We start from the raw sequence: 13,759 nt of genomic DNA on the forward strand, positions 1-13,759 counted from the left end.
CTATACCCTTACAAGAGGAAGCTGCAGGCTTGCTATCGTACCTACTCCCTCTTCGCTGTCTATTTCAAAAAAACCATGATGCGCTCTTGCAACCGCTTTCACAACCATCAACCCTAACCCTGTACCATGTTGTTTTGTCGTCACAAACCCTTCCTGAACATGCTCTAATTGAGCACGAGACATCCCTTCACCTTGGTCTTTAAATGTAATACGTAACGTAGACTTATCACAATGCCACTGCAATATAACGTGGCCACCTTCCGCTTGTGCATCGATTGCATTGTTTAATAAATTTAACAAAGCGCCGATTAATGCTTCTTTATTACACTGAATTAACAGTGAGCCAACCACATCATCGCCATCAATATTAAGGCTGACATTTTTCTGCTCGCAAATATCCCGACAATCGGTAATGAGCGTTTCTAAAAAAGTAGCAACGTCGACATGCTCATCCAGCTTGATATCACTGCGTGAGAAAATGAGCATATCTCTAATTTGTCGTTCAATATTTTCTAAGCGATTGGCCAGTTTATCCGCAAAGCGCTGACGCATAACGGGAGATAAATCACTCTTTTGCAAATGCCCTGCGTACAAAGTAGCCGATGATAAAGGGGTGCGAATCTGATGCGCAAGAGCCGCTACCATCTTCCCCATATTAGACAATCTTTCATGATGAGAAAGCTTCTTTTGTAAGACATAGGCCTCTGTTAAATCGACCAAAATCAGCAGCTGACCGGGTACATCCCCAAGCGAAGCGGTTTCGACACGTACTCGACGCCCCGATGTCATGCTAATTTCATGACCATCGTCTTTTTGCGGACGAAAACTTAACGGAACTATTTCACCCCAAGAACGGCCGATCAAAGGCAGTTCAAAAAGGCGATCTGCAACCGGGTTAGCCATCACCACAAGGCCTTCTGCGCTCAACAACAGAACACCCACTGGCATAGATTCGAAAAGCTGCTGAAATTGTTGCACAAGCACGCGATTCTTATCTTGCTCTTCTCGACGATCTTGCTCAGATTTTTCTAACTGGATGGAAAGTTGTGCTACCTGCTCTTGCAAGTCTAAATAAGACTTAGCAAGAACCTCTGAAGATTCTGAAAATGCTTGAAAGGCTGCCTTTAACTCGGCAATTTCTTCATCCTTTGTCACTAAAACTCCGACTTATCAATATTATATCGACGCATTTTTTCAATCAGCGTTGTTCTTTGTATTTGTAGATTCTGCGCTGCTCGTGAAACCACGCCTTGCGCTGAAAGCAAAGCTTGCCTGATCAATAAGGCTTCTAGATGGCGCACATGTAAATTCAAGTTCACACCTGATGGCTGAGGCAATAAACGTCGCTGTTGTATTTCTTTGAGTACAGCCCAAAAATCTTGAGAACGCCAAGGCAATGGACAAAACCAAACATTGTCTTCAGTTTTATCATCATCAATATTAACTAAAGAATGACTCAATGTAATAATTGGAATCATTTCGTCAAGTTGAGCACACTCAACAGCTTGACCGATAACGATGAAATCAGGCAAATGAAACGCGGTGAATGACGCACTATGCTCAACACCAATAAAGGTCAGCACACTTGAGACGCTCAGCATCTCCTCGTCATCTAATCCACACAACCAAGCTTTCACGCGTTTTACCCTCTAACCCAATATAAAAAAGCAACGTATCCTACAAGAATAGCGCCAAAAAAGAAGTCAGTCGCTCTTCTTATAATCTAATAATGCGATTTTAATCTTAGGTTTCAACCCTTTGCCGCATAACTAAAGCTGCGAAAAATATGGTCAAACTCAACATCTGCTTCAGAAGGCGTATTATGCCACGTCAACGTACCAAGCAAAGGTGCTGATAACATATTTGTTAAACTATGCAGGTTCTCTTCATAATAAGGCATCGTATCCTGCCCACCATTAGCAACCCACCCGCCAAGCTTAAGCCCATCTCGAACAATCGCTTCGGCTGTTAATACCGCGTGATTTAAACAACCCAACTTCATATTAACCACTAAAATAATAGGGAACCCCAGGTTTTTAGCTAAATCTGAGATCAACTCACGATCATTGAGCGGCACTCGCCACCCCCCGGCACCTTCCACAATCGCGAAATCATAAGGCGTTAAAAGCGAGCCTTTCAAATAGCCTTCAAGTCGCGATACCGTGATTAACTTATTTTCTTTAGCCGACGCAATATGTGGCGCAATAGCGGGTTCAAAAACAACTGGATTAACTTGCTCATAAGCCAAACGCACACTGCTCGCAGCCTGAATTAACAGCGCATCATCATTACGCAATGCACCATTTATTAATTCAGCGCCCGCCGCAATAGGCTTCAGTCCTAACGAGCGATGGCCGGCACGATGGGCCGCTTTTAACAAACCAACACTCACATAGGTTTTTCCCGCATCGGTATCCGTTGCGGTAATAAAAAACGTTTTTTTCACTGATCACTCTCCATTTAAAACGGGCTTTTGCAATACAACAAAGGCCACTTGATAACGCAAAGGAATACCGGCACTTTCCCTAAGCTGCTCATACTGTTTAATAAAGACTTTCCACTTAGAGGGCGACATTTGGTTTTTTTGAGTTGAAACCACCAAGCTAGCACCCACTTTTTTTAACGAATGAATAGCACTTTCTGGCGACTCAAACCACATGGGCACAGTGACTAATTCAGCAGCATGTGTCTGCCAATGACAATGTGAGACCTGCTCAAGCAAAGCATCGAACGAAGGATATTGGTTAATATGTGGCACTTGATCCACGCCCTTCCAAGATGCTTCGATTTCCGGCATAGAACCTTCACACAAAGTCGAAAAAACTAAGTACCCTCCCGGCTTTGTCACACGATAAAGCTCACTAAATAACATGCTGGGATTCAAACACCACTGCATCGCCAAACTTGAAAAAATGACATCAATACTATTGTCGGCAAAGGGTAGCGCCTCAGCATCAGCACAAACAAACGAAAAAGAATGATCCCCCCCTTGCTTGGCAAGGTTCGTACTGGCCTTGGTTAACATCAAAGAAGATAGGTCTAGAGCGATGGACAAACGCGGCGATAAAAGGCGCGCCAATCGGGGAAGCGCTTGCCCCGTCCCCGCTCCTACATCCAGCACAATATCAGTACGAGCAGAAGGTAAAGAAGGTAGATGACAAATGAGCCGATCCAACACTAGGCGCTGGAAGTCGGCATAGGCATCGTAAGTTAGTGCGGCACGATCAAATTTTTGAGCAATTTGTCGTTTATAATGAAAGAAGTCTTCATGATCAGGTGTTTGCATCTATAAAATTTTCAATGTATTGAACGCAAACGTCCTCTTCTTCTAAAAAAGGTTGATGCGCACAGTCAGGCACAACAATAACCTCTTGAAACGGATTAACATTGGTTTGCGTTGCTAAAAATGTTAGCACAACTAAACAATCGTTCTGCCCCAGAATATGTAAATTAGGAAGATCCAAAAGCGAATCTTCACGACGTACATCTAATGATCTCAATAACCGCAACCCACCGACTAACGCGTTTTTATGAAGCTGTTTAGGCAGCAAAGCCTGCAACTGTTTCATTAATGGGCGCTCATGTCGCGCGCCTTTCACCTGCAACATTAAAAATCGTTTCATGCCTTGCTCAGGCGACTCACTAACAAGCTGAGAAAACTCATCAAAGACCATAGGAGCCATGCCTTCAGGCCAATCTTCTCGCTGGATAAAACTAGGCGCTGCCGATATCGTAATCAAACCTTTTACACAACTAGAACGTCGCGCAGCGACATAAGTCGACACCATGCCGCCTAAAGACCAACCAATCCACCAGCAATCCTTTGGAGCGGCGGCAATCAAACGTTCAGATAAAGCATCGATATCATAATTTGGCTCAATGCGAACTCGCGCTCTACGCTGATCATCTAGAGAGATCCCTGGTAAATTAGCGATAACAACATAGAAACGCTCACTGAGACGTTTAGCCAAAGGCTTCATCACTTCTTTTGGCATCGCCCAACCGGATACCATAAAAATAGCCGAATGACTTGGATCACCAAGCGCTTCTGTTTCGATGTTTACGTGCATATTTCCCTCCACTACAAAGACGTTAAAACACACTCTAGCGAATCGCACAGAAAAACCAAATCCTCTTCTGTATGAGAAGCGCTAAGAGTGATACGCAAACGAGCGCTACCGATTGGTACCGTAGGTGGACGAATTGCTGTACACCATATACCAAGAGATTTTAACGCATCGCTCACCTTAATGGCAGCACTGCTATCTCCAATGACGATAGGCTGAATTGCGGTATTTGATAACATCAGCTTAACAGGAAGTTGTGATATACGGTGACGAAAATAATGGATATGCCGTGCTAATTTCTCTCGACGCTCTTGCCCTTCTGCGGATTGAATCAGCTTAAGCGCACTTAATGTTGCCCCCGCAATAGCAGGAGACATCGCGGTTGTATAAATATAAGGACGTGCAAACTGAGTTAAATAATCAGCAATCGCATGGTTTGTCGCGACAAACGCACCAGACGTACCAAACGCCTTACCAAATGTTCCCACCAGAATAGGCAGTGACTCAGCATTTAAACCTTCTAACTCTAAGCTGCCACGACCATTGTCGCCGATGCAGCCCAAACCATGGGCATCATCCACCATAAAAAGCCATTTATGATCAGCGGCCAATTGCGACAACTCAGCTAGAGGGGCTAAATCACCATCCATGCTAAAAATACCATCTGTCACCAGTAAACCAGGCGTCAGTTTACTGAGTAATTTACCCGCACTTGCCACATCCCCATGCAAATAACGGCGTAATGGCGCTTGAGCTAAGGCCGCGCCATCCAGCAAAGAGGCATGATTAAGCTTATCTTGCACAACAGGTCGATCTTTAGCGGCTAACGCTGAAATAACACCTAAATTCGCCATATAACCCGTGCTAAAAAGCATCACTCGCTCATAACCTAACCACTGCGCGAGCGCTTCTTCCAACTCCTGATGAGGGGCCAAATGACCACAAACAAGATGAGAAGAACCGCCACCCACACCATATTGCTGGGCAGAATCACTCAGAGCACGAATTAACGCAGGATGATTGGCTAAGCCAAGATAATCATTAGAACAAAAGGCTTTATATTGACGATGATGAAAAGACGCATTCGGTGTTTGCGGACCATCTAATGTAATGACCTGACGCAATAATGATTGCTGGCGGCGCTCATCGAGCGCCGCCTCAAGCCATAGTGGGTTGTTAGACATTCGCTTCATAGAAGAGTTTTGACTCTTCCTGTTTAACCACTTGGGCTGCTATTGCTTCTGCAACCGCATCATCTGAATGTTCTTCACGCTGCTCTGGTTTGATTCCCAGCTTAGCAAACAACAGCATATCTTTACTGGCTTCAGGATTGCTCGTGGTGAGCAGTTTTTCACCATAGAAAATCGAGTTAGCACCCGCTAAGAAGCAAAGTGCTTGTGTTTGCTCGCTCATGCTTTGACGACCGGCAGACAAACGCACATGAGATTTTGGCATTACGATACGAGCCACAGCAATAGAGCGAATAAATTCAAACTCATCCAAATCATCTACGTTTTCTAACGGCGTACCCGCCACTTTAACCAACATATTAATCGGTACACTTTCAGGATGAGGCGTCATAAGCGCTAATTGACGAAGTAAACCGACGCGATCTTTTTGCTCTTCACCCATCCCAACAATACCGCCACAACAAAGCTTAATGCCTGAATCACGTACTCGTGACAAAGTATCTAAACGGTCTTGATAAGTACGAGTCGTGATGATGCTGTCATAAAATTCAGCTGAGGTGTCTAGGTTATGGTTGTAATAATCCAAACCCGCTTCAGATAAACGTGCCGCTTGCTCGTCGTTTAGCGTACCTAAAGTAACGCAAGACTCTAATCCAAGTGACTTTACGCCCTTAATCATTTCCAACACATAAGGAAAGTCTTTTTCTGATGGGTGCTTCCACGCCGCGCCCATACAAAAACGGCCTGCGCCCTTTCCTTTCGCCAGTGCCGCCTCTTCAAGGACTTTTTGCACTTCCATGAGTTTTTCTTTTTCTAACTCAGTATTGTAATGTCCACTCTGAGGGCAATATTTGCAGTCCTCGGGGCATGCACCCGTTTTAATAGAAAGAAGTGTACTAACCTGTACTTCGTTAGGCGTAAAGTTTTCGCGATGCACTGTCTGCGCACGAAATAATAAATCTGTAAAAGGCAAATCAAAAAGTGCCTGTATTTCAGCGTGCGTCCAATCGAAACGCGGCTCATTAGTGTTAGTAGCAGACATGGTGGCCTCAAAAATAGTGTCAAGGATGGCAATACTAATGGACCAGAAAAAACTGTCAACCATAAATATAACCAAGGTTTACAGAAGATTAGTTATTGATCACTGCTATTTGTGTCACGCCAAAAGCGACACAACACTTTGCGCTTTCTGTGAAGCCGGTTTTGCAGTTAATCAATTTGCCTGTCTACTGTGTAAACGACCAACCTATTCCGAGCTCCAATTTATTTGCGGCCAATGCCAAGCAATGCCACCACCTTATGATGTATGCATAGCGCCACTTCGCTTTGAAAGCCTCACTAAAAGCTTAATTCACTCGATAAAATTTCATCAGCAAGCTGACTATATTCGACCCTTAATTGAACTACTTAGTAGAAAATTAATAGAACACTATCAACATATTGAAGACTGGCCCACTCAACTTATTTTTGTACCGAGTCATCCTAAGCGGATCAAAGAACGTGGCTTCTGCCAAACTCAACTAATGGCATCAGAGCTTTATAAAATACTTAGACAAAAACTCGGCAACAGAACACCATCATTCGTGAAGCAAAGCGTAATCAAAAAAACGATCAACACGCAGGCTCAACATACACTGAGCCGAAAACAGCGCTTAGAAAATCACAAAGGGGTATATCAAGTTGAAGGAATAATGGATTCTCACATCGCTCTTTTTGACGATGTGATGACCAGTGGGAACACCCTAGAAACCTGCACAAAACAACTAAAAAAGGCCGGTGCAACGCAAGTGGACATTTGGGTTATTGCCAGAACACCAGACAAAACTGGCTAGAAAACCAGACTAGCAACCAGCACAAGCATTGTTTAGTATGCGCCAGCTTAAACAACAAAATGGCTTCCACTATGCAAAATTCACTGACACCAGAAGAGTACATTGAGCTCGACAAACAACGTCTTTGGCACCCTTACACCTCGATGAGCACTCCCACGCCACACTATTTTGTTGAACACGCCTCTGAATGCAATATTACTCTGGCGAGCGGACAAACACTCATCGACGGCATGTCTTCATGGTGGAGTGTCATTCATGGTTACAATCACCCTGTCATCAACGCGGCACTTAAATCACAAATAGACGATTTCTCCCATGTAATGTTTGGTGGCTTTACCCACAAACCCGCCATCGACCTCGCGGATACACTCATCAAGATGACACCAGAACCACTGCAAAGAGTATTCTTTTCAGACTCAGGTTCGGTTTCTGTGGAAGTCGCTCTCAAGATGGCGATTCAATATTGGCACTCCCAAGGCAAGCCGGCTAAGCAGTTTTTTGCTACGCCCAAAAGCGGCTATCACGGAGACACGTTTGCGGCCATGTCCGTGTGTGATCCAGAAAACGGCATGCATGGCCTATTTAATGGCGCGGTCACAGAGCAATTCTTTGTTTCACCGCCACCAACAGGAACATCCAATCCAATAAAAGAAGCGTATATCGACGAAATTCGTCAACTTTTCTTGAAAAATGGCGACTCAATCGCAGGATTTATCATAGAGCCCGTCGTACAAAATGCCGGAGGTATGCGCTTCTATAATCCTGACTATTTAAACCGTATCCGCACCTTGTGTGATGAATTTGACATATTGCTCATCTTCGATGAAATTGCCACAGGGTTTGGTCGCACTGGAAAACTATTCGCCACCAATCATACCGATATTTGCCCAGATATTATGTGTGTTGGCAAAGCACTTACTGGCGGTTACATCACTCTAGCGGCAACCCTAGCAACCGATAAAGTGGCCCTTGGGATAAGCGATAAAGGTGGTGTATTTATGCATGGACCAACGTTTATGGGGAATCCATTGGCCTGTGCAGCAGCCAACGCAAGCCTGTCACTACTGGCTCAATATGACATTGAAAATCGTATCGGAAAGATCGAACATTGGATGAAAGAAGCGCTCGCACCTTGCGCTCAATTAGAACAAGTTGCGAATGTCAGATGCTTTGGCGCTATTGGTGTAGTCGAACTGAAAAATGCCGTAAACCAGCACGAGATCCAGCCTAAATTTGTTGAACGAGGCGTTTGGGTTCGTCCATTTGGCAAGCTCATCTACCTCATGCCTCCTTACATCATCACGCAGTCACAAATTGAAACACTCGGTAAAGCCATTTATGAAATTGCCAGTGAAGAATAACATCCTTAATCAGTATGCCGCTCGCTTGAGAGCACCAAATTAAGTAAAAAAAAGAGCCTGTCTCATTTCAATAAGACAGGCTCTTTTTTTAACCCCAGTGACATCGATAAAAAACTATTATTTACTCTTAAAAGATCTCACGGGGAGATAAATTAAATGTTTTCTTATCAAGACTCGATTTATCAAATTCAATCGCATTATCACTTGTTGGCTTACTGCCATTTAAATCCACTTTTGATGGATCAGAAAAATCATTTTGCTTAATAACAATTTCCACTCGACGATTAGTTGCTCTATCCGCAGGGGTATCATTTGGCACCAATGGACGCGTATCAGCAAAACCTGTGACAGCAAAACGACTCTGGTTTAATTTACCAGAAGCAAATAGCTCCTCCGCCACAGAAATCGCTCGAGCAGAAGAAAGCTGCCAATTTGATTTAAAGCGCTTACCATCAATAGGGATATTATCCGTATGCCCTTCAACAGAAATAGACCCCTTCACATTAACCAATATATCTCGAATCATATCGATAACAGGAATAAAGTCGTAATTTAACTGTGCTGAGCCAGACTCAAACGTTCCCTTATCTTTTAAGCGTATTGTGATGGTCTGCTCTTGTGTTTCGACTTCTACTGTTCCTTTTGAAATCTCATCACTCATCACCGAGGCAATTTGCCGTGCTGTTTCTTCGGTTTGCTTAATTTTCTTTTCACGCTCTAAATCAGCTGAAGATTTATCAATCAAAATAGCTTGCGAAGGTTTCCCTGCACCGTCGTGATCATCCATTTCCGCTGTACCCGGCTTACATAAGACTTCCAGCGTATGATCAGGACGATCATCGGCTTTTTGACGCACTTCGTTTATTGGTGTGGGTTCTGGTTTACCGGGGCTAAACTCTTGGGCAATAATCGATGTTCCCATCGGAATAGTTTCCGCCTTCACTTCCTTTTGCACACCAAACGCTTCTCGCATCGAACCAGCTAGCTGTTTAAATTTCAAAACATCCATTTCGGCGAATGACAACAGCAACACAAAGAAGCACATTAGCAACGACATCAAGTCGGCAAATGTGCCCATATAAGCTGGTAAGCCTTCTACGCATTCGGGGCAATCTTGCTCTTCTTCATCACTCATTAAACAATCCGACTACCGCTAAAAAAGTTATTCACGTTCAATTCGTTTGCCTTCGGCAATATAGGTTTTCAGAACACCATCAACTACTCGTGGATTCTGACCTGCCTGGATAGCAAGCAGTGCGTCTAAAATCAGCTTCTGACACATTAATTCTTCATTAGCCCGATTTTGTAGCTTAGCCTGAATAGGCAAACACACCATGTTTGCAAGTGCTGCACCATATAATGTGGTTAACAAGGCGACGGCCATAGCCGGACCGATTGCTTTAGGATCATCCATGTTGGCTAACATTTGTACCAATCCCACCAAGGTTCCTATCATCCCCATCGCAGGACCAACGTCACCGAAGGCTTTAAAAACTTTCGCACCAGTATCATGACGAGTAAAGGCCATATTCATATCGTTAGATAACTGATTTTTGACGACAGTACCATCATGACCATCGACAAGCATTTGAATACCTTTTGATAGGAAAGGATGACTCACCTCTTTTCCTTCAAGGGAAAGCAAGCCGCCTTTACGCGCCTCATCAGCTAAACCATAAATTTCATCAATCAAAGTATCTAAAGGAACACTTTTAAACATAAACGCTTTGGCTGCGATTTTACCTGCGCCAAGAAACTGACCTAGAGGGTATTGAATCAGGACCACGAAAGTGGAACCTACCAATACAATCAGTACAGAGGCGGGGTCTAAGAACATCCCTGCAGAGCCGCCCAAGAGAATAGCCATTAAAACAATGACAAAAGAGCCGACCAACCCAATTAACGTTGCGATATCCACACACGTCTCCTAACAAAAAAGCTATAATAAACACAGTTTAACCAATTCTAAACGAAAGAATATAAAAGGATCAGATCTTTGATCAGTATTTTTGTAATTTTCTCAGAAACGATACTCGAAGAATTTATCGTTTTCTGTTACAAATTATCGTAATACCTAAGAGAATTAATCATGCCTCGTAAAAATAGCGTTCGTCATTTCGAAGAAAATCTAAACGAGTTAGACAGTATTGTGACTCAATTAGAGTCTAATCAACTACCACTCGAAGAAGCATTAAAAGCATTTGAGAAAGGGGTGAAAATTAGCCAAGACTGTCAATCCGTTCTAACACAAGCCGAGCAAAAGGTTCAAATCTTACTCGATAAGCAAGACGGAGAACATTTAGAACCCTTTGATCCGGAATCTGATTCGTGAATTTAGACCAATTCTCTCAATACGCTCGCCTTCGCGTTGATAGTTATCTTAAACAACAATTAGATACTTACCCGCCAGCGACGAATTTGCAAGAAGCAATGGCATATAGTTTGTTCAATGGCGGAAAACGTATTAGGCCAATGCTCACCTACGCCACCGCGGCCATTTTCGCTGAACCAAATCCGCTAACCGATGCTTGCGCAGCGGCCATTGAATCTATCCATGCTTATTCGTTAATTCATGACGACTTACCCGCTATGGACGATGACGATCTACGTCGCGGCAAGCCTACCAGTCATATTTACTTTAACGAAGCAACGGCCATTCTTGCTGGTGATGCTCTACAAACTTTTGCTTTTGAATTGCTAAGTGCTCCGTCACTTGGCCAAGCGACAACACAGCTTCAATTGATACGTGAACTGTCTCTTGCCTCAGGACGACACGGCATGATTACAGGCCAGATGATTGATCTTTCGAACATTGGGCAAGATATTTCGATCGAAACATTAGAGCAAATGCACAAGCATAAAACGGGAGCATTAATTTGCGCCAGTGTACGAATGGGCGCGCTAAGCACAGAACTGGCAACACAAGAGCAGCTCCAATCCTTAGAAGCCTACGCTTGTGCAATAGGCTTAGCCTTTCAAGTCCAAGACGACATCATTGATATTACTAGCGACACCCAAACGTTAGGTAAAACACAGTTCTCAGATGAAGAAGCAAATAAACCAACGTACCCTAAATTACTAGGACTCGAAGGCGCTCAAACGCTGGCTAAGCAATTACACAAGCAAGCCATTGAGCATATTTCCCCGTTTGGAGAATCTGCACAACCCTTAGTTGAGCTCGCAAACTATATTATTGGTCGCAACCACTGATATACTAGCGCGTTAACAATTTAGCCTTAATTTGTGAGACCTTACTGGTGCCAATGTTTGATGAAATCCCAACCTCGCGTCCCGAAACGCCACTACTAGATCAGGTAAATGCACCTTCAGATTTACGTGCATTAAAAAAAGAACAGCTGCCTGCCCTAGTACGAGAGCTACGCGAATATATGCTTTTTAGTGTTGGCCAAACAGGTGGACATTTTGGCGCAGGACTAGGCGTTGTCGAATTGACCGTCGCGTTGCACTATATTTTCAACACCCCTGAAGATCGCCTTGTTTGGGATGTAGGACACCAAGCTTATCCCCATAAAATCCTTACAGGCCGTCGCGATGCGCTATTAACCATTCGTCAAGAGGATGGCATTTCCGGCTTTCCAAAACGCGAAGAAAGTGAATACGACACCTTTGGTGTTGGTCACTCTAGTACCTCCATCGGTGCTGCGCTGGGTATGTCTTTGGCCGCTCGCCATTTAAAAACAGGACGTAAAGCCGTTGCTATTATCGGTGATGGCGCTATGTCTGCTGGTATGGCGTTTGAAGCGCTCAACCATGCTGGTGATGTAAAAGCTGACATGCTGGTAATTTTGAATGACAACGAAATGTCTATTTCAAAACCCGTTGGTGCACTATCGAGTTATTTCGCTCGCATGTGGGCAAGCAAAACATACGAGAATATTCGTGAAGGTGGCCGTAAAGTATTCTCAGGCTTACCCACCGCATTAGAAATCGCCCGCAAAGCCGAAGAGCACATGAAAGGGTTAGTCTCCCCTGGCACCATGTTTGAGGAGCTAGGTTTTAACTATATTGGACCAATTGATGGTCACGATATGGATCATCTTTTGACCACCATCGCCAATTTGAAAGATCGTTCAGGCCCTCAATTTCTTCACGTCATTACCAAAAAAGGCAAAGGTTTTGAACCCGCTGAAGGCGATCCCATTGGCTACCACGCGATCAATAAAACAGAACCAGACGTTAAAGTAACGAAACCAGCGGTTAAATTACCCAAATATTGCAATGTCTTTGGTCAGTGGGTTTGCGATGCCGCCGAGCAAGACGATCGGCTAGTCGCGATTACTCCAGCAATGAAAGAAGGCTCTGACCTTATCGACTTTGCAGAACGTTTTCCAAAGCGCTATTTTGATGTCGCCATTGCAGAGCAACACGCCGTCACCCTCGCTGCTGGCATGGCATGCGATGGCGTAAAACCCGTCGTTGCTATCTACTCCACATTTTTACAACGCGCCTATGATCAGCTAATCCACGACGTTGCACTGCAAAATCTAGACGTTTTATTTGCTATCGATCGCGCCGGCTTAGTCGGAGAAGATGGTCCTACTCACGCAGGCGCTTATGATTTAAGCTTTCTACGTTGCATTCCGAACATGCTTGTTATGGCACCATCAGATGAAGATGAATGCCGTAAAATGCTACAAACAGGTTATGAACATCAAGGCCCTGCTGCGGTTCGCTACCCTAGAGGAACAGGCCGCGGCGTCACGATAGAACCCACTCTCAGCACTATCGAGATAGGCAAATCACGCACCTTACACACGGGCCAATCTGGCATTGTAATTTGCGGATTTGGTCGACCTAGCTACGATGCATTACAAGCTGCTAAAAATCTAGACGCCACACTACTAGACATGCGCTTTGTGAAACCCATAGATGAAGAAGCGTTACTAGCGCAAGCGGATGCCAAATTAATTGTCACCGTAGAAGAAAATGCCATCATGGGTGGTGCAGGTTCTGCGGTTAGTGAGTTCTTACTTTCTCATAATCTCAACATTCCGACACTTCATATTGGCCTACCGGATCAATATGAAAATCATGCTAGCCATGAGTCCATGTTGAAGCACGTACACCTAGATGCTAAGGGCATCGAAATGCAAATCAAACAAAAGCTAACCCATATCCAGTAACAGACTTTGGTTTAAGCTCTCCTCCATAAAAAATACCAGCAAGCCGCTGGTATTTTTTTTAACGCTCTTTTCAACGCTCTTTTCAACGCTCTCGCCAACACTTCATAAGCAATAACCAGTAAATATGAAACACCCGCCTCTTTGGTTTAATCTCTCCTGTTTGAC

At 44.1% G+C, this 13,759-nt stretch carries 14 protein-coding genes; 5 read left to right on the plus strand and 9 right to left on the minus strand.

Features of this window, described 5'->3' with window-relative positions:
• The 7 genes from E0D70_RS08100 to bioB form a co-directional block, all read right to left on the minus strand.
• Positions 1-1,155, minus strand: coding sequence for a sensor histidine kinase (locus E0D70_RS08100; RefSeq protein ID WP_133011767.1), 1,155 nt, complete (start codon positions 1,153-1,155; stop codon positions 1-3).
• Positions 1,155-1,637, minus strand: a complete 483-nt coding sequence (locus tag E0D70_RS08105) for a helix-turn-helix domain-containing protein (RefSeq protein ID WP_133011768.1) — start codon at positions 1,635-1,637, stop codon at positions 1,155-1,157. Before E0D70_RS08105 ends, E0D70_RS08100 begins: the two co-directional genes overlap by 1 nt.
• A gap of 113 nt (positions 1,638-1,750) precedes the next feature.
• Positions 1,751-2,446 carry a dethiobiotin synthase gene (bioD, locus tag E0D70_RS08110; protein ID WP_133011769.1) on the minus strand — a complete coding sequence of 232 codons (696 nt, stop codon included), beginning with the start codon at positions 2,444-2,446 and terminating at the stop codon, positions 1,751-1,753.
• A 3-nt stretch (positions 2,447-2,449) separates the two neighbouring features.
• Complete coding sequence (gene bioC, locus E0D70_RS08115) at positions 2,450-3,286, minus strand: malonyl-ACP O-methyltransferase BioC (protein WP_133011770.1); 837 nt, start codon at positions 3,284-3,286, stop codon at positions 2,450-2,452.
• Entirely contained in the window at positions 3,273-4,070 is a 798-nt protein-coding gene (locus E0D70_RS08120; RefSeq protein WP_133011771.1) for an alpha/beta fold hydrolase, read from the minus strand. Before E0D70_RS08120 ends, bioC begins: the two co-directional genes overlap by 14 nt.
• Positions 4,071-4,081: 11 nt before the next feature.
• Complete coding sequence (gene bioF, locus E0D70_RS08125) at positions 4,082-5,260, minus strand: 8-amino-7-oxononanoate synthase (protein ID WP_133011772.1); 1,179 nt, start codon at positions 5,258-5,260, stop codon at positions 4,082-4,084.
• A complete protein-coding gene (gene bioB / locus E0D70_RS08130) occupies positions 5,244-6,299 on the minus strand; it encodes a biotin synthase BioB (RefSeq protein WP_133011773.1) in 1,056 nt (351 codons plus the stop codon). Before bioB ends, bioF begins: the two co-directional genes overlap by 17 nt.
• Before the next feature lie 244 nt (positions 6,300-6,543).
• Here bioB and E0D70_RS08135 point away from each other — a divergent pair, with 244 nt between their 5' ends.
• Both E0D70_RS08135 and bioA read left to right on the plus strand, forming a co-directional pair.
• The gene (locus tag E0D70_RS08135) at positions 6,544-7,089 is read left to right on the plus strand and encodes a ComF family protein (RefSeq protein ID WP_240537035.1); all 546 of its coding nucleotides are present in this window, start codon (positions 6,544-6,546) and stop codon (positions 7,087-7,089) included.
• Positions 7,090-7,160: 71 nt separating this feature from the next.
• Positions 7,161-8,450, plus strand: coding sequence for an adenosylmethionine--8-amino-7-oxononanoate transaminase (gene bioA / locus E0D70_RS08140; protein ID WP_133011775.1), 1,290 nt, complete (start codon positions 7,161-7,163; stop codon positions 8,448-8,450).
• Between the two features lie 127 nt (positions 8,451-8,577).
• Here the strand turns inward: bioA and E0D70_RS08145 are convergent, their stop codons facing one another.
• Together E0D70_RS08145 and pomA are read right to left on the minus strand one after the other, a co-directional pair.
• Positions 8,578-9,585, minus strand: a complete 1,008-nt coding sequence (locus E0D70_RS08145) for a flagellar motor protein MotB (RefSeq protein WP_133011776.1) — start codon at positions 9,583-9,585, stop codon at positions 8,578-8,580.
• Positions 9,586-9,612: 27 nt separating this feature from the next.
• Positions 9,613-10,368, minus strand: a complete 756-nt coding sequence (pomA, locus tag E0D70_RS08150; RefSeq protein ID WP_133011777.1) for a flagellar motor protein PomA — start codon at positions 10,366-10,368, stop codon at positions 9,613-9,615.
• Between the two features lie 171 nt (positions 10,369-10,539).
• Between pomA and xseB the strand changes: the two genes are divergently transcribed.
• The 3 genes from xseB to dxs are packed head-to-tail and all read left to right on the plus strand — an operon-like array spanning position 10,540 to position 13,594.
• A complete protein-coding gene (xseB, locus tag E0D70_RS08155; protein WP_133011778.1) occupies positions 10,540-10,782 on the plus strand; it encodes an exodeoxyribonuclease VII small subunit in 243 nt (80 codons plus the stop codon).
• Entirely contained in the window at positions 10,779-11,660 is an 882-nt protein-coding gene (locus E0D70_RS08160; RefSeq protein ID WP_133011779.1) for a polyprenyl synthetase family protein, read from the plus strand. The genes xseB and E0D70_RS08160 overlap by 4 nt, the downstream gene beginning before the upstream one ends.
• A 53-nt stretch (positions 11,661-11,713) precedes the next feature.
• Positions 11,714-13,594, plus strand: a complete 1,881-nt coding sequence (gene dxs, locus E0D70_RS08165) for a 1-deoxy-D-xylulose-5-phosphate synthase (protein WP_133011780.1) — start codon at positions 11,714-11,716, stop codon at positions 13,592-13,594.
• Positions 13,595-13,759 lie beyond the last annotated feature (165 nt).

The sequence above is a fragment of the Marinomonas flavescens genome (genome assembly GCF_004352835.1).
In the GTDB taxonomy this organism is placed as follows: Bacteria; Pseudomonadota; Gammaproteobacteria; order Pseudomonadales; family Marinomonadaceae; genus Marinomonas; species Marinomonas flavescens.

Coding starts and splice junctions, on each gene's coding strand:
- bioC (WP_133011770.1), bottom strand. CDS start 3,286: ATGCAAACACCTGATCATGAAGACTTCTTTCATTATAAACGACAAATT.
- E0D70_RS08120 (WP_133011771.1), bottom strand. CDS start 4,070: ATGCACGTAAACATCGAAACAGAAGCGCTTGGTGATCCAAGTCATTCG.
- bioF (WP_133011772.1), bottom strand. CDS start 5,260: ATGAAGCGAATGTCTAACAACCCACTATGGCTTGAGGCGGCGCTCGAT.
- bioB (WP_133011773.1), bottom strand. CDS start 6,299: ATGTCTGCTACTAACACTAATGAGCCGCGTTTCGATTGGACGCACGCT.
- E0D70_RS08135 (WP_240537035.1), top strand. CDS start 6,544: ATGCCACCACCTTATGATGTATGCATAGCGCCACTTCGCTTTGAAAGC.
- bioA (WP_133011775.1), top strand. CDS start 7,161: ATGCAAAATTCACTGACACCAGAAGAGTACATTGAGCTCGACAAACAA.
- E0D70_RS08145 (WP_133011776.1), bottom strand. CDS start 9,585: ATGAGTGATGAAGAAGAGCAAGATTGCCCCGAATGCGTAGAAGGCTTA.
- xseB (WP_133011778.1), top strand. CDS start 10,540: ATGCCTCGTAAAAATAGCGTTCGTCATTTCGAAGAAAATCTAAACGAG.
- dxs (WP_133011780.1), top strand. CDS start 11,714: ATGTTTGATGAAATCCCAACCTCGCGTCCCGAAACGCCACTACTAGAT.